Below are 15,757 nucleotides of genomic sequence, written 5' to 3'. Positions count from 1 at the left end.
ATGCTCATACGTGGGTCTCCTCTGTGAGCAGTTACCACGTCAGCGCACAAAATTCAGGATAGTCCCCGCCGTGGTGGCGTTGTCCATCATCTTCTCAAGATCGTCATCTGCCATGTCTACCGAAAATTGCGGCAACCCCATCGCTCATTCTCCTTTGTGGCGGGCCGAATGGCCCCGCACATCTATACTTGTCCCAGTCAGCCAGACGTGTCGGTCTCCAGACCGGTCAGCTGTCGCCCACTTCTCCATCCGGCGCAAAGTCTGCATGATCGCGCAGCAGCGCCTCCAGCAGGGGCCAGAAAAAATCGGCCCCCGGATATCCTTCGAGCCGGGCCTTCTCATGACCGTCCTCCACAATCAAGAAGGTCGGGGTAAAAAGAACGCGACGAGTTGTTTCCAAGTCATCCGGCATATTGCGCAGATCCACCCGGCGCAGCGGCGCAAAGGCGCCTTCGGCCGTTTTGGGATAGATTGGCGCGATTTCTTCGTTCCAGCGCGCGCACCATTCGCAGCCATGCTGTTCGACCATCACCAGTTCCACTGCCCGGGCAGGTAGGCTGAGCGTGCACAGCACAAAAAAACCGGCCAGCAACCGGCGCAGCAGCAGCAAGGGCCGCAGAGGAACTGTGGACGCAAAAACCATGATGAAGCCGTTCGAAGCCGTTGACGAAGGTGCAGTGAGTAGGTTCTTTATGTAACACAACTTAATTTGAATATGTGAATGAGACAAGGCGCGCCGTCCCCGAATATCGGCTAATGCGCCCAAAAAAGGAGCTGAGATGCTCGAAATATCGTACTTTGGGGCCCTGTTTGCCGGTTTGTTGAGCTTTTTCACGCCCTGCATCCTGCCGATGGTGCCGTTTTACCTGTCCTACATGGGCGGGCTTTCGATGGCTGAACTGCGCGGCGACGGGCGCATTGCGCCGGGGGCGCAGCGTCGGCTGGTGATCTCTGCGCTGTGTTTCGCAGCTGGTGTCACCACGGTTTTCATGTTGATGGGCATGGGAGCTACCGCGCTGGGGCAGTTATTCGGGCGCTACATGGATATTCTGGCCTATGGCGCCGCCGGGGTGCTGGTCCTGTTCGGCCTGCATTTCCTGGGCGTGATGCGCATTCCGCTCCTATACCGCGAGGCACGCATGGAAAGCTCGGCCGAGCCTTCCACGCTGATTGGGGCCTATCTGATGGGGCTGGCCTTTGGCTTTGGCTGGACTCCCTGCGTGGGACCGGCGCTGGCGTCGATCCTGATGATCGCCTCCGGCATGGGGGACATCTGGCGCGGTGGCCTGCTCTTGCTGGTCTACGGCGTTGGAATGACGGCGCCTTTCGTCGTTGCCGCCCTGTTTGCAAAGCCGTTCCTGGCCTGGGTGGCGCGGCACCGGACCGCTTTTGCTTGGGTGGAAAAGGCGATGGGGGTTATGCTGATCCTGTTCGCTGTGCTGATTGTCACCGGAGGTGTCAGCTACATTGCCGATGCAATGATCCGCTGGATGCCCGGACTGTCCACAATTGGCTGACTGTCACCATAAATGGGAGAGACAAGGCAATGAATAGATTACTCAAAATGATTTCCGCACCGCTTGCCGCGCTGGCGCTTCCAGTGCTTCTGGCCGGGCCGGTGGCAGCGGTCGAGGTGGGCGACGACGGCCTTCATAAAACCGCATGGATGCGTGACACCTTCAAGGACCTTCAGGAAGATCTTGCCGAGGCGAATGCAGAGGGCAAGCGGCTGGTTCTTTTCTTTGAGCAGCGGGGCTGCATCTACTGCGCCAAGATGCACGAGGAGGTGTTCCCGCGTCCGGAAGTCAGCAACTACATCGAAGAGAATTATTTCGTCGTTCAGCTGAACCTGCACGGATCCACCGAGGTGACGGATTTCGACGGCGAAACCCTGCAGGAGCGGGAGATGGCGCGGAAGTGGAACGTGCTGTTCACACCGACGATTCTTTTCCTGCCGGAAGAGGTGCCCGAAGATCAGACCGCGGTGCAGGCTGCCGTGTCCATCATGCCGGGGGCCTTTGGACCGGGCACCACGCTCGATATGTTCACCTGGGTCAACGAGAAGCGGTACGAGCTTGATAACGGGGAGGATTTCCAAAGGTATCACGCGCGCCGCATTCAGGAGCGCAACAATGGATCGGCAGATTGATCCTTTGCGCAATAGAATTAAAATTCACATTAATGAATTTGTTGTTGCGTCCCAGGCCTTCGGTGGCCTACGGTATGCAATAGCTAAGCAGGCCACTTCGCGGTGGCAGCCAACGGGAGGAACCATGAAGAGACTATCTCTGACACTGGCCATGTGTCTGGCCGGGACCATGTCGCAGGCGGGCGAAGTCGCGCCGAAAGACGTGAAATTCACCGAGGATGGCGCAATTGCCGAATCGTTGACGGGTGTTGCTGGCGATGCGGCCAATGGCGCAATCGTGGCCGGGACCAAATCCAAGGGCAACTGCGTGGCCTGCCACGAAGTCACCGCACTGGCAGATGTGCCGTTCCACGGCGAAATCGGCCCCATGCTGGACGGCGCGGGGGAGCGCTGGACCGAGGCTGAGCTGCGCGGTCTGGTGGCAAACGCAAAAATGACCTTCGAGGGCACCATGATGCCCGCATTTTACAAGGTCGACGGGTTTATCCGTCCGGGCGATGCCTACACCGGCAAAGCGGGCACAGAGCCGCTGCCGCCGATCCTGACCGCCCAGGAAATTGAAGATGTCGTCGCTTTCCTCGCGACGCTGAAAGAAGAGTGAGACAGCAGCTCTCAGCTGCTTGTCCGAGCGAAGTCAAAGGAGACAAATGATGGAGTTCTCACGTCGCGAAACCCTGGCTATGGGCCTGGGCGCCGCCGCGCTGACGGTTCTGCCTTACCGCCTGAGCGCATCGGCAGACGATAAGATCGCCGAGTTCACCGGCGGTGCCGATATGGCCGACAGCGGTATTGAACTGACTGCGCCGGAGATTGCCGAAAATGGCAACACCGTGCCGATTTCGGTCAACGCCCCCGGCGCGACCGCGATCATGGTTCTGGCCACCGGCAACCCGACCCCCGGCGTTGCAACCTTCAACTTCGGCCCCGGTGCCGCCAGCCAGTCCGCATCCACCCGGATCCGCCTTGCTGGTACCCAGGACGTCGTGGCCATTGCTAAAATGGCAGACGGCAGCTTTGCCAAGGCAAGCGCCGCTGTGAAAGTGACCATCGGAGGCTGCGGCGGCTGATCGCCCCGCATCCCTTTCCGAATTCAAGGAGTTAAGACATGGCATCCGGTGTAAAACCCCGCGTCAAGGTCCCGAAGAAAGCCGCTGCTGGCGAAGCCGTCACCATCAAGACGCTGATCAGCCACAAGATGGAAAGCGGCCAGCGTAAGGACAAGGAAGGCAACGTCATTCCGCGTTCGATCATCAACCGTTTCACTTGCGAGTTTAACGGCGCCATGGTGATCGACGTCACGATGGAACCGGCGATTTCCACCAACCCTTACATTGAGTTTGAAGCCACCGTGCCTGAAGCAGGCGACTTCAAATTCACATGGTATGACGATGATGGATCCGTCTACGACACGGCGAAGTCGATCAAGATCGCCTGATCCTTTCCGGATCTCAAAGGCAAGCGTCTCGTCCGCCACTCCGGCGGGCGAGGCGGATACCCAAGGGAGGATATGGAATGAAATATAAGGCACTCACTGCCATTGCCGCCGTGCTGGCCCTGCCGATGGCCGCCTTCGCCGGCGCAGACGACGACACGCTCGTGGTGAACGAAGAGATCGAAATGGTCACCAAGACTGCGGCTCCGGCTGCAGTCGCTGACGCATTGGACGAAGTCATGTCTGGCTGGCACTTCCGCTCGGACGAGACCCAGGCCCTGCAGATGGACGATTTCGAAAACCCCGCGATGGTCTTTGTTGATCAAGCAATGGACAGCTGGGAAACCGTCGAAGGATCCGAAGGCAAGTCCTGCGCGTCCTGCCACGACGATGTTGCCGACAGCATGAAAGGCGTGCGCGCAGTCTATCCCAAGTGGAACGAAGAAGCTGGCGAAGTCCGCACCCTGGCCATGCAGATCAACGACTGCCGCGAAAACCAGATGGGCGCCGACAAGTGGAAATACACTGGAGGTGACATGGCGTCGATGGAGGCTCTGATCTCTGTCCAGTCGCGTGGCATGCCCGTCAACGTTGCCACCGATGGTCCGGTTCAGGCGATGTGGGAAAAAGGTAAGGAAATGTATTACACGCGTACCGGCCAGCTCGAGCTGTCCTGCGCGAACTGCCATGAAGACAACTATGGCAACATGATCCGCGCCGACCACCTGAGCCAAGGCCAGATCAATGGCTTCCCGGCCTACCGCCTGAAAAACGCCAAGCTGAACACAGTTCATGCCCGTTTCAAAGGCTGCGTACGTGATACCCGCGCCGAAACCTACAAGCCCGGTTCGCAGGATTTCGTCGCACTTGAGCTTTATGTCGCTTCGCGCGGCAACGGCCTGTCGGTCGAAGGACCGTCTGTCCGTAACTAAACCCGGAACGACCCCGTGCCAGTTCATGGTGCGGGGTCTTTCGTTCTTTCAATATTCACACATGCGAATATGTCGTATGTTTACACAGGATATCAGAGTACCATGATCTCGCGCCGTGATTTTCTGCAGGTTTCGATGGCCGCCTCTGCCCTGGTCGGGGCATCTGGTTTTGGCAATTGGGGGCGTCTTGCGGCGCAGCAAAGCCTGACTCAGGATCAATTGCTGGAGTTTGATACCTTCGGCAATATCAGCATCATCCATGTCACCGACATTCATGCGCAGCTGAAACCGATCTATTTCCGTGAACCCTCGATCAACCTCGGGGTGGGCGCGAACAAGGGTCAGGTGCCGCATATCACCGGTGCCGACTTCCGCAAGGCCTATGGCATCGCGGATGGCAGTCCTTCCGCTTACGCGCTTACCTATGACGATTTTTCCTCCCTCGCCAAAGGATACGGGCGCGTAGGCGGTCTGGACCGCATGTCGACAGTGATCAATGCCATCCGTGCGGATCGGCCTGATGCGCTGCTGCTGGACGGCGGTGACACCTGGCACGGCTCCATGACCTGTCACAAGACCGAAGGTCAGGACATGGTCAACGTGATGAACGCGCTGAAACCGGATGCGATGACCTTCCACTGGGAGTTCACGCTGGGCTCTGACCGTGTGAATGAGATCGTCGAAGGTTTGCCCTTTGCCGCGCTGGGGCAGAACATCTTTGACTCGGAATGGGACGAACCGGCCGAGCTGTTCAAGCCGTACAAGTTCTTCGAACGCGGCGGCGCCAAGGTCGCCGTCATCGGTCAGGCCTTCCCCTATATGCCCATCGCGAACCCCGGCTGGATGTTCCCGGAATACTCGTTCGGGATCCGTGACGAGCATATGCAGGAGATGGTGGACGAAGTGCGCGCAGCAGGCGCCGATGTGGTGGTCTGCCTGTCGCACAATGGTTTCGACGTGGACAAGAAGATGGCCAGCGTTGTCACCGGTATCGACGTGATTCTGTCGGGCCACACCCACGATGCGCTGCCCGAACCGGTGCTGGTGGGCACGACCCACATCATCGCCTCCGGTTCCAACGGCAAATTCGTCTCCCGCGTGGATCTGGACGTGCGCGATGGCCAGATGATGGGTCTGAAGCACAAGCTGATCCCGATCTTCTCGGATGTCATCGCGCCCGATCCTGTGATCTCCAAGCTGATCGACGAACAGCGCGCGCCGTTCAAAGCCGAGCTGGAAGAGGTGATCGGCCAGACCGACTCGCTGCTCTATCGCCGCGGCAACTTCAACGGCACCTGGGACGATCTGATCTGCGATGCGCTGCTGAGCGAGCGGGAAGCTGATATCGCAATGTCGCCCGGCGTACGCTGGGGCCCGTCTCTGGTGCCGGGTGACGATATCACCCGCGAAGACATCTGGAACGTCACCTCGATGAGCTATGGCGCTGCCTATCGCAGCGAGATGACCGGTGAATTCATCAAGGTGATCCTGGAAGACGTGGCTGACAACATCTTCAACCCGGACCCCTATTACCAGCAGGGCGGCGACATGGTGCGCATCGGTGGCATGGGCTACCGCATCGACATCACCAAACCGCAGGGCGAACGGATCACCGAGATGACGCTGCTGAAGAATGGTGAGGCGATCGATCCGGCGAAGACCTACATGGTCGCCGGCTGGGCCAGCGTCAACGAAGGCACCGAAGGTCCGCAGATCTGGGACGTCGTCGAAAACCACATCAAGAAAATGGGCACCGTCACGGTCAACCCGAACAACTCGGTCAAGGTGGTCGGCGCTTAATCAGCGCCGCCGCCTGACGGGCAAATTTTGCGCCGATGAGGCCCTGTCTGGGCACTCATCTAAATATGGAGGCATGAACAAGATGAGCGATAATTCAAAGGGTTTCACCCCGTCGCGCCGTCAGTTTCTGGCAGGTGCGGCTGCGGCCGGGGCCGGATCTGCGGTTGCTGGTGCGGCCCAGGCGGCCGGGCCTGACCCGCTGATCACGGAAGTCCAGGAATGGGCCAGCGGCCTGGGTGATGGCGTCGACGCCACCCCCTATGGTCTTCCGATCAGCTATGAATCGGATGTGATCCGCCGCAACGTGGAATGGCTGACCGCCGATACGATTTCGTCGATCAACTTTACCCCGATCCACGCGCTGGATGGCACCATCACGCCGCAGGGTTGTGCGTTCGAACGTCACCACTCGGGCGCGATCGAGCTGAAGAAAGAAGACTACCGCCTGATGATCAACGGTCTGGTCGACACGCCGCTGGTCTTCTCCTACGCAGATCTGGAGCGTTTTCCCCGTGAAAACCGCGTCTACTTCTGCGAATGCGCGGCGAACTCGGGCATGGAATGGGCCGGTGCCCAGCTGAACGGCGCCCAGTTCACCCACGGCATGATCCACAACATGGAATATTCCGGCGTCAGCCTTCGCACGCTGCTGGAAGAGGCCGGTCTGGATGCTGCAGGCGATCTGAAGGACAAATGGGTCTATGTGGAAGGCGCCGATGCCTCCTCTAACGGCCGTTCGATCCCGATGGACAAGGCGCTGGACGACGTTCTGGTGGCTTTCAAGGCCAACGGCGAAGCCCTGCGCAAAGAGCACGGCTATCCGGTGCGTCTGGTCGTTCCCGGCTGGGAAGGCAACATGTGGGTCAAGTGGCTGCGTCGCATCGAAGTCACCAACGGCCCGGTTGAATCCCGCGAGGAAACCTCGAAGTACACCGACACGCTGGCCGACGGCACCAGCCGCAAATGGACGTGGGAAATGGATGCGAAATCCGTTGTCACCAGCCCCAGCCCGCAGTCGCCGATTACCCACGGCAAGGGGCCGCTGGTCATCACCGGTCTGGCCTGGTCCGGTCGCGGCCACATCACCGGCGTTGATGTCTCCATTGATGGCGGCAAGACCTGGAATGAGGCCCGCCTTGCGGCGCCCGGAACCGACAAGGCGCTGACGCGCTTCTACCTCGATATCGACTGGGATGGTCAGGAAATGTTCCTGCAAAGCCGCGCCCGCGACAGCTCGGGCTACGTGCAGCCGACCAAGACCCAGCTGCGCGACGTGCGTGGTCTGAACTCGATCTATCACAACAATTCCATCCAGACCTGGTGGGTGAAGGCAAACGGAGAGGCGGAAAATGTCGAAGTTTCCTAATCTGATCGCAGCAACAGCAGTGGCCACCGCCTTGGCGGTGCCTGCCTATGCAGAGAAATTCGGACTGGGCCGTCCGGCGCTGCCCGAAGAGATCGCCGCATGGAACCAGGACGTCAGCCCCGATGGCACCGGCCTGCCCGAAGGATCGGGTGACGTGTTCACCGGCGAAGAAATCTTTGCCGAACAATGCGCTGTCTGCCATGGCGATTTCGCCGAGGGCGTTGGAAACTGGCCGAAACTGGCGGGCGGTGCCGACACGCTGGACCACGAGGACCCGCTGAAGACCGTGGGTTCCTACTGGCCGCATCTGTCGACCACCTGGGATTACGTCAACCGCTCGATGCCGTTTGGCGCGGCGCAGACGCTGGAACCGGATGAGGTCTATGCCATCGTGGCCTATATCCTGTACTCCAACGATCTGGTGGATGACGAGTTCACCCTGTCGAACGAGAACTTCCTGGATGTGGAAATGCCCAACGCGGATGGCTTCATCGTCGATGACCGCCTGACCTCCGAAGCGCATTTCTGGACCGACACGCCTTGCATGGAAAACTGCAAGGACAGCGTGGAAATCACCATGCGTGCGGCGGTTCTCGATGTGACCCCGGACGAAACCGGCGAAGTCCCGCCAGCGGAAACCGGTGAAGCCGTGGTTGAAGAGGCCAAGGCGGAAGAGCCTGCCGCCGCTGAGCCGGTGGAAGAGGTTGCCGCGCTGGACCCTGAACTGGTTGCAGATGGCGAAAAGGTCTTCAAAAAGTGTAAGTCTTGCCACCAGGTGGGTGACAAAGCCAAGAACAAGACCGGTCCGGTTCTGAACGGAATCGTTGGTCACGCTGCTGGTGCTGTGGAAGGCTTCCGTTATTCCAAGGCCATGAAGTCGGCCAATGAAGACGGTCTGGTCTGGACCGAAGAAGAGCTTTCTGCCTTCCTGGCAAAGCCTAAGAAATACATGAAAAAGACCAAAATGTCCTTTGCTGGGCTGAAGAAAGACGACGACATCGAAGCGGTCATCGCCTATCTGAAGTCCTTCGGCGGCTGATGGTCTGACGGCCATATGGTTCTGGCATTGCCGCTCTTCATGGGGCGGCGGGGCCGGGCAGTCCATCTGGCAATACATTTCTGAAAACAGGTGCGGATCGCTTCCGCGCCTGTTTTTTATTGCCGATCAGGATTGATTGTTGGCTGGGTCGCTGTGGTTCGCGCATCCGCGAACAAGGGCATAGGAATTTACTATGATTGCTATCAGTAAAAATAACTTATTTTTATCACACGGATTTGTTAGAACGTTTCTAGGTTAAGGGAGGGAGGCCTTTAGGGGTGCGGACCCTATCTGCGTTTCTGCACTCCACGCAAAGGCTCTTCTCCTGACAGACACTTGTCCTTCTGGAATGACGCATTCCGGGGCAGGGGTCGCGCCACGACGACAGAAACGTAGCAATAATCGGAGGAAAAAATGGACGGCAATGATATTCCCAGCGGCAAATGTCCGGTGATGCACGGCGGCACAACCACCTTTGGCGCGCGCGTCAACAGCGATTGGTGGCCGAACCAGCTGAACCTGCGGATCCTGCATCAGAACAGCGCAAAGTCCGACCCGATGGGGCAGGCCTTTGATTACGCAGAGGAATTCAAAAAACTCGACCTGAAGGCGCTGAAGAAAGACCTTTATGCGCTGATGACCGACAGCCAGGACTGGTGGCCGGCGGATTACGGTCACTATGGCGGTCTGTTCATCCGCATGGCATGGCACAGCGCAGGCACCTACCGCACCGGCGATGGCCGCGGGGGCGGTGGCACGGGGCAGCAGCGTTTTGCGCCGCTGAACAGCTGGCCGGATAACGGCAACCTCGACAAGGCGCGTCGCCTGTTGTGGCCGATCAAGCAGAAGTACGGCAACAAGATTTCCTGGGCCGACCTGATGATCCTTGCGGGCAACTGCGCGCTTGAGGACATGGGCTTCAAGACCTTCGGTTTTGCCGGTGGCCGCGCTGACGTGTGGGAGCCGGAAGAGGACATCTACTGGGGCGCCGAAGACGAATGGCTGGCGACCTCTGACACGGAAAACAGCCGTTATTCTGGCGATCGTGAGCTGGAAAACCCGCTGGCAGCCGTACAGATGGGCCTGATCTATGTGAACCCGGAAGGTCCTGACGGTAACCCGGACCCCATCGCCTCGGGCCGCGACATCCGCGAAACCTTTGCCCGCATGGCGATGAACGACGAGGAAACCGTCGCGCTGACCGCTGGTGGCCACACTTTCGGCAAGATGCACGGCGCAGGCGATGCCGCCCATGTGGGCGCCGAACCCGAAGCCGCGCCGATGGAGGCGATGGGTTTTGGCTGGCTCAGCAGCTACAAATCCGGCAAGGGCCGTGACACCATCACCTCGGGTCTGGAAGGCGCCTGGACGTCGAACCCGATCAAATGGGACAACGGTTATTTTGACGTGCTGTTCAAATACGAATGGGAAAAGGTCAAAAGCCCGGCCGGTGCCTGGGTCTGGACTCCCAAGGACATCCAGGAGGAGGACATGGCGCCGGATCCGGAGGATCCGTCCAAGAAGGTTCCGATCTTCATGTCCACTGCCGACATGGCAATGCGCATGGACCCGGCCTATGAGAAGATCTCGCGTCGTTTCCACGAGAACCCGGAAGAGTTCGCAGATGCCTTTGCCCGCGCTTGGTTCAAGCTGACCCACCGCGACATGGGGCCGAAATCGCGCTACCTGGGCGATGAGGTTCCCGCCGAAGATCTGATCTGGCAGGATCCGATCCCTGCCGTGACCCATCCGGTCATTGGTGAGGCGGAAATCGCCGAACTGAAAGAGAAGATTGCGGCGTCGGATCTGACCATCCCTGAGCTGGTTTCGACCGCCTGGGCCTCGGCCTCGACCTTCCGTGGGTCGGACAAGCGGGGCGGTGCCAACGGTGCCCGTATCCGTCTTGCGCCGCAAAAGGACTGGGAAGCCAACCAACCCGAACAGCTGGCCCGTGTTCTGGGCGTGCTGGAAGGGATCCAGGGCGCCTTCAACGCAGGCCGCAGCGATGGCAAACAGGTGTCGCTGGCAGATCTGATCGTGCTGGGTGGCTCGGTTGGTATCGAGCAGGCTGCAAAGAAGGCTGGGCAGGACATCACTGTGCCTTTCACACCGGGACGTGCAGACGCAACGGCTGAGCAGACCGATGTGGAATCCTTCGAGGTGCTGGAACCGGTGGCTGATGGTTTCCGCAACTACCAGAAGACGCAATTCACTGTTGCGCCGGAAGAGATGATGCTGGACCGGGCGCAGCTGCTGACGCTGACGGCGCCGGAAATGACGGCACTTGTCGGTGGCCTGCGGGTTCTGAACACCAACGTCGGGCAGACTACCCATGGTGTTTTCACGGATAAGCCTGAAACCCTGTCCAACGACTTTTTCGTCAATCTTCTGGATATGTCGACCGAGTGGAAACCCACCTCGGACGAGGCACAGGAGTTCGAAGGCCGCGACCGCGCCAGCGGAGAGGTCAAATGGACAGCCACCCGTTGTGATCTGGTCTTTGGCTCCAACTCGCAACTGCGCGCCCTGGCCGAGGTCTATGCCCAGGCGGACAATGGCGGGAAATTCGTCAATGACTTCGTGGCGGCCTGGACCAAGGTGATGAACGCAGATCGCTTCGATCTGGCCTGAACACGGCCTGTCTGATCTGTCCGAAAAACAACCAACGCCCCGGCATTTGCCGGGGCGTTCTTACTTGGGCGCCGGGCATCAGCCTGTTGGGTGTCAGGACCAGCCTTTACGGAAGAAATGCGGGCTGGCACCGAATTTGCGTTTGAACTGGCGGGAAAAATGCGTGGTGCTGTTGAAGCCCGAAGCCAGCGCGATCTCGGTCACCGACATCGAGGTTTCATTCATCAGGGCAAAGGCATGACTGAGCCGCATATCGCAATAGACGTGCATCGGGCTCTGGTTCAGGTAGCGGGCAAAAAGCCGCTCCAGCTGGCGACGGGAGATATCCAATCGGGCGCAAAGATCGCCGATCTGAAGCGGTTCTTCGATCGCTTCCTGCATCAGCTGCAAGGCGTTTAGCAGACGTTGATTGCGGCTGCCAATGGCCACCGCGAAATTCGACTTCTGCGGTGCGGCCTGTCCGCCGGAGCGGGCATGCAGGCACATGTCGGCCACGATAATGGCCAGCTGTTTGCCGTGGCGCGCTTCAATGAGGCTCAGCATCAGGTCGGTCGCGGCATTGCCGCCGCCGCAGGTCATCAGGGGGCCCGAAACCTCGAATGTATTGGCGGATGGGGTCAAGCGCGGAAATCGTTCGATGAACCCCGGCTGGTTCTCCCAGTGCAGGGTGAATTTCTGATCCTTGATCAGCCCGGCCTGCGCCAGTGCAAAGGCGCCCGTGCAGATGCCACCGATGGAGCGGCCAAAGCGGCTTTCGCGGCGCAGCCAGTTGAGCGTGGCCTCGCCAGCGGTGCTTTGGGGTTCGACCCCGGCACAGACAAAGCCAAGACTGTCGGCGGGCAGGGGGCGCAGGGGCATGTCCGGCGTAATCATCATCCCGTTTGAACACCGGATCGGTTCGCCATCCTCGGTCATCACGAACCAGCGATAAAGCCGCGTGTTGGTAACCTGATTGGCGATCCGCAAAGGTTCGATTGCGGCTGCGACGGGCAGCATCGTCGCCTTTTTCAGCAGCAGGAAATAGAAATCCTGCGGTTCCCCTTCAAATGGCACGTCCAGCTTTGCCGCCGCACCTTTTTGAACGAAGCTGTCATCTGTCATGGCATGGATCCGCCGCCGGGAGTGTCTCTGTGTCTTAAGCCAGAGTTTTGCAGGCAGGCCGGGGAATTGCGACCGGGGATTCGCGAATAGCGACCTGCTGACCCGGGGTGCGGAACCGGTCGCAGGAGGAGCGGCAGGACGGGCGCAGGCAGTTTAAATTCGCATACCGCCCCTTGCAGGCCTTTTGGGCGAGCACTAAGACTCAGGTAACAGTTGGTCCGATATGATGGCGGACATAATTCAAAGCAGGCAGGTCCTAATGATTGATCCGACAGAAACATACATGAACACTCTGGTGCCCATGGTGGTTGAACAGACCAGCCGGGGTGAGCGCGCTTACGATATCTTCTCGCGCCTGCTGAAAGAGCGTATCATCTTCCTCAACGGTCCGGTTCACGATGGGATGAGCTCGCTGGTCGTGGCGCAGCTGCTGCACCTTGAGGCGGAAAACCCGTCCAAGGAAATCTCGATGTATATCAACAGCCCCGGCGGTGTTGTGACCTCGGGCCTGTCGATCTACGACACCATGCAGTACATCAAGCCCAAGGTCTCGACCCTGGTGATTGGTCAGGCGGCCTCGATGGGCTCGCTTCTGCTGACCGCGGGTGAGCCCGGCATGCGCTTTTCGCTGCCCAACAGCCGCGTGATGGTACACCAGCCGTCCGGCGGGTATCAGGGTCAGGCGACCGATATCATGATCCACGCCGAGGAAACGCTGAAGCTGAAGCGCCGCCTCAATGAAATTTACGTGAAGCACACCGGCCAGGAATACGAGAAGGTCGAAAGCGCGCTGGAGCGTGACAATTTCATGTCGCCCGAAGAAGCCAAGGCCTTTGGCCTGATTGACGAAATCGTCGAAAGCCGCAGCAAAGGCGACGACGAAACCAGCTAAGCCCGGTAGATCAACTGGGTGTGTGCCCCTATCCCTTTGGGGCACACTTTGACATTGTGACCGCTTGAGCAGTGTCTTAAGCTGTCAAAAAGGCGAAGGGGGCTGACGGCTCTTTTTCGGCCCGAGCGGACTGAAAGGTAGATCATGGCAACGAACTCAAGCGGCGACAGCAAGAACACGCTTTACTGTTCCTTCTGCGGCAAAAGCCAGCATGAGGTGCGCAAGCTGATTGCAGGACCGACCGTGTTCATCTGCGACGAATGCGTCGAACTGTGCATGGACATCATCCGCGAAGAAACCAAGGCGTCGGGGCTGAAGGCCACCGATGGCGTGCCCACGCCCAAGGACATCTGCGAGGTTCTTGACGATTATGTGATCGGTCAGGCCACGGCAAAGCGGGTTCTTTCGGTGGCGGTGCACAACCACTACAAGCGCCTGAACCACGCGCAGAAAACCGCCAGCGATATCGAACTGGCAAAATCCAACATCCTGCTGATCGGCCCGACCGGCTGCGGCAAGACGCTGCTGGCGCAGACGCTGGCGCGCATTCTGGATGTGCCCTTTACCATGGCTGACGCCACCACGCTGACCGAAGCCGGTTACGTGGGCGAGGATGTGGAGAACATCATCCTCAAGCTGTTGCAGGCGTCGGAATACAACGTCGAACGCGCGCAGCGCGGCATCGTCTATATCGACGAGGTCGACAAGATCACCCGCAAGTCGGAAAACCCCTCGATCACCCGCGACGTGTCGGGTGAGGGCGTGCAGCAGGCGCTGCTGAAACTGATGGAAGGTACCGTGGCCTCCGTTCCGCCGCAGGGTGGGCGCAAGCATCCGCAGCAGGAATTCCTGCAAGTGGACACCACCAATATCCTGTTCATCTGCGGTGGCGCCTTTGCCGGTCTCGACCGGATCATCGCGCAGCGCGGCAAGGGCTCTGCCATGGGCTTTGGCGCCGATGTGCGTGACAACGATGACCGCGGTGTGGGCGAGATCTTCCAGGATCTGGAACCCGAAGATCTGCTGAAATTCGGCCTGATCCCGGAATTTGTTGGCCGTCTGCCGGTTCTGGCAACGCTGGAAGATCTGGATGAGGACGCGCTTGTCACCATCCTGACCAAGCCGAAGAACGCGCTGATCAAACAGTACCAGCGCCTGTTCGAGCTGGAAGACACCGAGCTGGACTTCACCGACGAGGCGCTGATGGCAATTGCCAAGAAAGCCATCGAACGCAAAACCGGTGCCCGGGGCCTGCGCTCGATCCTCGAAGATATCCTGCTCGACACCATGTTCGAATTGCCGGGCATGGAGAACGTCACCAAGGTAGTCGTGAACGAGGAAGCGGTGACATCGGATGCGCAGCCTCTGATGATCTACGCTGACGAAAAGGAATCCGCATCGGCCGGTTAACCCGCTGATGTGGATTGCATTTGCGCTGTTGCGTGGAAGGGGCGAACGTCGTTTTGACGTTCGCCTTTTTCTATGGGGTTTGGGCTTCAATACAGAGAGGGGCATTTCATGACGATCAAACGCATTTCATCCGGCGGTGAATTTGAGAGAAAGGTCGGCTATTGCCGGGCCGTTGTGGCGGGTGGTTTCGTGCATGTCGCAGGCACCGTGGGGCAGGGGGAGGATGTTGTCTCCCAGTGCCGCTCGGCGCTGGATATCATTGCAAAGGCACTGGCGGAGGCTGGCGCTTCCTTTGCCGATGTGGTGCGGGTGAACTATTACCTGCCGGACCGGGCTGAATTCGACGCCTGCTGGCCGATGCTGGCCGAAACCTTTGGGGATAATCCCCCCGCTGCAACCATGATCGAATGCGGGCTGATCGATCCAAAGTACCGGATCGAAATCGAAGTTACGGCCCTTCTGCCCCAGTAAACCTGGGATCGTGCCAATTCCTGCCATGCTGTTAGCCACAGGGTGGCAACCCACTGGACCTCGCGCCGAAAGTACGCCATATCAGGGGCAACATTTTCGGAGGCACCCATGGGAATCCTGAACTCTCTTCTGCGCGCTGTGACCTGGTGGAACGGCTCCACGCTCAACACCGCTATCTACACCCGCCGCAAAGGCATCAAAGTGGGCGAGGATGACGCGGGCAATGTGTTCTACCGCAATGCCGATGACAGCCGCCGCTGGGTCATGTTCAACGGCGAGGCCGAAGCTTCGCGCGTCAGCCCCGATTGGCACGGCTGGCTGCACCGGACCTTTGACGAGGTGCCGAGCGACAAGCCGCTGGCGCATAAGACCTGGGAAAAACCGCATCAGGAAAACCTGACCGGCACCGCGCTGGCATATGCTCCGGCCGGATCGATCCGCCGTGGCGGTGAGCCTGAGCGGCGCAGCGACTACGAGGCCTGGGTTCCCGAGTAACCCCTGATACCTTTGCGGTGTCAGCTGACGACAAATAAC

Annotated in this window: 16 protein-coding genes; 14 read left to right on the top strand and 2 right to left on the bottom strand. The window is 59.3% G+C overall.

Translation table 11 applies throughout. From position 1 onward, the window contains the following. Positions 1-226: 226 nt before the first annotated feature. Positions 227-643 carry a hypothetical protein gene (locus C6W91_RS08860; RefSeq protein ID WP_065270572.1) on the bottom strand — a complete coding sequence of 139 codons (417 nt, stop codon included), beginning with the start codon at positions 641-643 and terminating at the stop codon, positions 227-229. 136 nt (positions 644-779) lie between these two features. Here C6W91_RS08860 and C6W91_RS08855 point away from each other — a divergent pair, with 136 nt between their 5' ends. The 10 genes from C6W91_RS08855 (at position 780) to katG (ending at position 11,349) form a co-directional block, all read left to right on the top strand. Beyond that, positions 780-1,517 (top strand): cytochrome c biogenesis CcdA family protein, encoded by a 738-nt coding sequence (locus C6W91_RS08855; RefSeq protein WP_065270571.1) that lies wholly within the window; start codon positions 780-782, stop codon positions 1,515-1,517. Between the two features lie 29 nt (positions 1,518-1,546). Then, positions 1,547-2,149 (top strand): thioredoxin family protein, encoded by a 603-nt coding sequence (locus C6W91_RS08850; protein ID WP_274837214.1) that lies wholly within the window; start codon positions 1,547-1,549, stop codon positions 2,147-2,149. Between the two features lie 124 nt (positions 2,150-2,273). Then, entirely contained in the window at positions 2,274-2,750 is a 477-nt protein-coding gene (gene soxX, locus C6W91_RS08845) for a sulfur oxidation c-type cytochrome SoxX (protein WP_274837213.1), read from the top strand. Between the two features lie 49 nt (positions 2,751-2,799). Then, positions 2,800-3,216, top strand: a complete 417-nt coding sequence (gene soxY / locus C6W91_RS08840; RefSeq protein ID WP_274837212.1) for a thiosulfate oxidation carrier protein SoxY — start codon at positions 2,800-2,802, stop codon at positions 3,214-3,216. 38 nt (positions 3,217-3,254) lie between these two features. After that, complete coding sequence (soxZ, locus tag C6W91_RS08835; protein WP_065270568.1) at positions 3,255-3,584, top strand: thiosulfate oxidation carrier complex protein SoxZ; 330 nt, start codon at positions 3,255-3,257, stop codon at positions 3,582-3,584. 77 nt (positions 3,585-3,661) lie between these two features. Next, complete coding sequence (gene soxA, locus C6W91_RS08830; protein WP_065270567.1) at positions 3,662-4,513, top strand: sulfur oxidation c-type cytochrome SoxA; 852 nt, start codon at positions 3,662-3,664, stop codon at positions 4,511-4,513. A 102-nt stretch (positions 4,514-4,615) separates the two neighbouring features. Beyond that, positions 4,616-6,313, top strand: a complete 1,698-nt coding sequence (soxB, locus tag C6W91_RS08825) for a thiosulfohydrolase SoxB (RefSeq protein WP_274829019.1) — start codon at positions 4,616-4,618, stop codon at positions 6,311-6,313. An 82-nt stretch (positions 6,314-6,395) separates the two neighbouring features. Beyond that, positions 6,396-7,679, top strand: coding sequence for a sulfite dehydrogenase (gene soxC, locus C6W91_RS08820; protein WP_065273489.1), 1,284 nt, complete (start codon positions 6,396-6,398; stop codon positions 7,677-7,679). Then, on the top strand, positions 7,663-8,718 hold the full coding sequence (locus tag C6W91_RS08815) for a c-type cytochrome (RefSeq protein WP_065270565.1): 1,056 nt from the start codon (positions 7,663-7,665) through the stop codon (positions 8,716-8,718). Before soxC ends, C6W91_RS08815 begins: the two co-directional genes overlap by 17 nt. A 414-nt stretch (positions 8,719-9,132) precedes the next feature. After that, positions 9,133-11,349, top strand: a complete 2,217-nt coding sequence (katG, locus tag C6W91_RS08810) for a catalase/peroxidase HPI (RefSeq protein ID WP_274835934.1) — start codon at positions 9,133-9,135, stop codon at positions 11,347-11,349. A 93-nt stretch (positions 11,350-11,442) separates the two neighbouring features. On the opposite strand, the gene C6W91_RS08805 is transcribed toward katG, so the two are convergent. Continuing rightward, on the bottom strand, positions 11,443-12,450 hold the full coding sequence (locus tag C6W91_RS08805) for a GlxA family transcriptional regulator (RefSeq protein WP_065270563.1): 1,008 nt from the start codon (positions 12,448-12,450) through the stop codon (positions 11,443-11,445). A 259-nt stretch (positions 12,451-12,709) separates the two neighbouring features. Between C6W91_RS08805 and C6W91_RS08800 the strand changes: the two genes are divergently transcribed. The 4 genes from C6W91_RS08800 to C6W91_RS08785 all read left to right on the top strand — a co-directional run bounded on the left by C6W91_RS08800 (position 12,710) and on the right by C6W91_RS08785 (position 15,718). Beyond that, positions 12,710-13,342 (top strand): ATP-dependent Clp protease proteolytic subunit, encoded by a 633-nt coding sequence (locus C6W91_RS08800; RefSeq protein WP_065270562.1) that lies wholly within the window; start codon positions 12,710-12,712, stop codon positions 13,340-13,342. Between the two features lie 144 nt (positions 13,343-13,486). Further along, positions 13,487-14,752 carry an ATP-dependent Clp protease ATP-binding subunit ClpX gene (clpX, locus tag C6W91_RS08795; RefSeq protein ID WP_065270561.1) on the top strand — a complete coding sequence of 422 codons (1,266 nt, stop codon included), beginning with the start codon at positions 13,487-13,489 and terminating at the stop codon, positions 14,750-14,752. Between the two features lie 108 nt (positions 14,753-14,860). Beyond that, complete coding sequence (locus C6W91_RS08790) at positions 14,861-15,223, top strand: RidA family protein (protein WP_274837211.1); 363 nt, start codon at positions 14,861-14,863, stop codon at positions 15,221-15,223. A 108-nt stretch (positions 15,224-15,331) separates the two neighbouring features. After that, positions 15,332-15,718: an NADH:ubiquinone oxidoreductase subunit NDUFA12 gene (locus C6W91_RS08785; RefSeq protein ID WP_065270558.1), complete on the top strand. Its 387-nt coding sequence runs from the start codon at positions 15,332-15,334 to the stop codon at positions 15,716-15,718. The last annotated feature ends 39 nt before the right edge of the window (positions 15,719-15,757 follow it).

The sequence above is a fragment of the Phaeobacter sp. SYSU ZJ3003 genome (assembly GCF_041300735.1).
Taxonomy (GTDB): Bacteria; Pseudomonadota; Alphaproteobacteria; order Rhodobacterales; family Rhodobacteraceae; genus Phycobacter; species Phycobacter gallaeciensis_A.
Note: the sequence above shows the minus strand (reverse complement) of the source record. Positions and strands in the feature narration are given on the sequence as shown.

Coding starts and splice junctions, on each gene's coding strand:
- C6W91_RS08800 (WP_065270562.1), top strand. CDS start 12,710: ATGATTGATCCGACAGAAACATACATGAACACTCTGGTGCCCATGGTG.
- C6W91_RS08805 (WP_065270563.1), bottom strand. CDS start 12,450: ATGACAGATGACAGCTTCGTTCAAAAAGGTGCGGCGGCAAAGCTGGAC.
- C6W91_RS08785 (WP_065270558.1), top strand. CDS start 15,332: ATGGGAATCCTGAACTCTCTTCTGCGCGCTGTGACCTGGTGGAACGGC.
- soxA (WP_065270567.1), top strand. CDS start 3,662: ATGAAATATAAGGCACTCACTGCCATTGCCGCCGTGCTGGCCCTGCCG.
- C6W91_RS08855 (WP_065270571.1), top strand. CDS start 780: ATGCTCGAAATATCGTACTTTGGGGCCCTGTTTGCCGGTTTGTTGAGC.
- soxY (WP_274837212.1), top strand. CDS start 2,800: ATGGAGTTCTCACGTCGCGAAACCCTGGCTATGGGCCTGGGCGCCGCC.
- C6W91_RS08815 (WP_065270565.1), top strand. CDS start 7,663: ATGTCGAAGTTTCCTAATCTGATCGCAGCAACAGCAGTGGCCACCGCC.
- C6W91_RS08850 (WP_274837214.1), top strand. CDS start 1,547: ATGAATAGATTACTCAAAATGATTTCCGCACCGCTTGCCGCGCTGGCG.
- soxZ (WP_065270568.1), top strand. CDS start 3,255: ATGGCATCCGGTGTAAAACCCCGCGTCAAGGTCCCGAAGAAAGCCGCT.
- soxX (WP_274837213.1), top strand. CDS start 2,274: ATGAAGAGACTATCTCTGACACTGGCCATGTGTCTGGCCGGGACCATG.
- C6W91_RS08790 (WP_274837211.1), top strand. CDS start 14,861: ATGACGATCAAACGCATTTCATCCGGCGGTGAATTTGAGAGAAAGGTC.
- clpX (WP_065270561.1), top strand. CDS start 13,487: ATGGCAACGAACTCAAGCGGCGACAGCAAGAACACGCTTTACTGTTCC.
- soxC (WP_065273489.1), top strand. CDS start 6,396: ATGAGCGATAATTCAAAGGGTTTCACCCCGTCGCGCCGTCAGTTTCTG.
- soxB (WP_274829019.1), top strand. CDS start 4,616: ATGATCTCGCGCCGTGATTTTCTGCAGGTTTCGATGGCCGCCTCTGCC.
- C6W91_RS08860 (WP_065270572.1), bottom strand. CDS start 643: ATGGTTTTTGCGTCCACAGTTCCTCTGCGGCCCTTGCTGCTGCTGCGC.
- katG (WP_274835934.1), top strand. CDS start 9,133: ATGGACGGCAATGATATTCCCAGCGGCAAATGTCCGGTGATGCACGGC.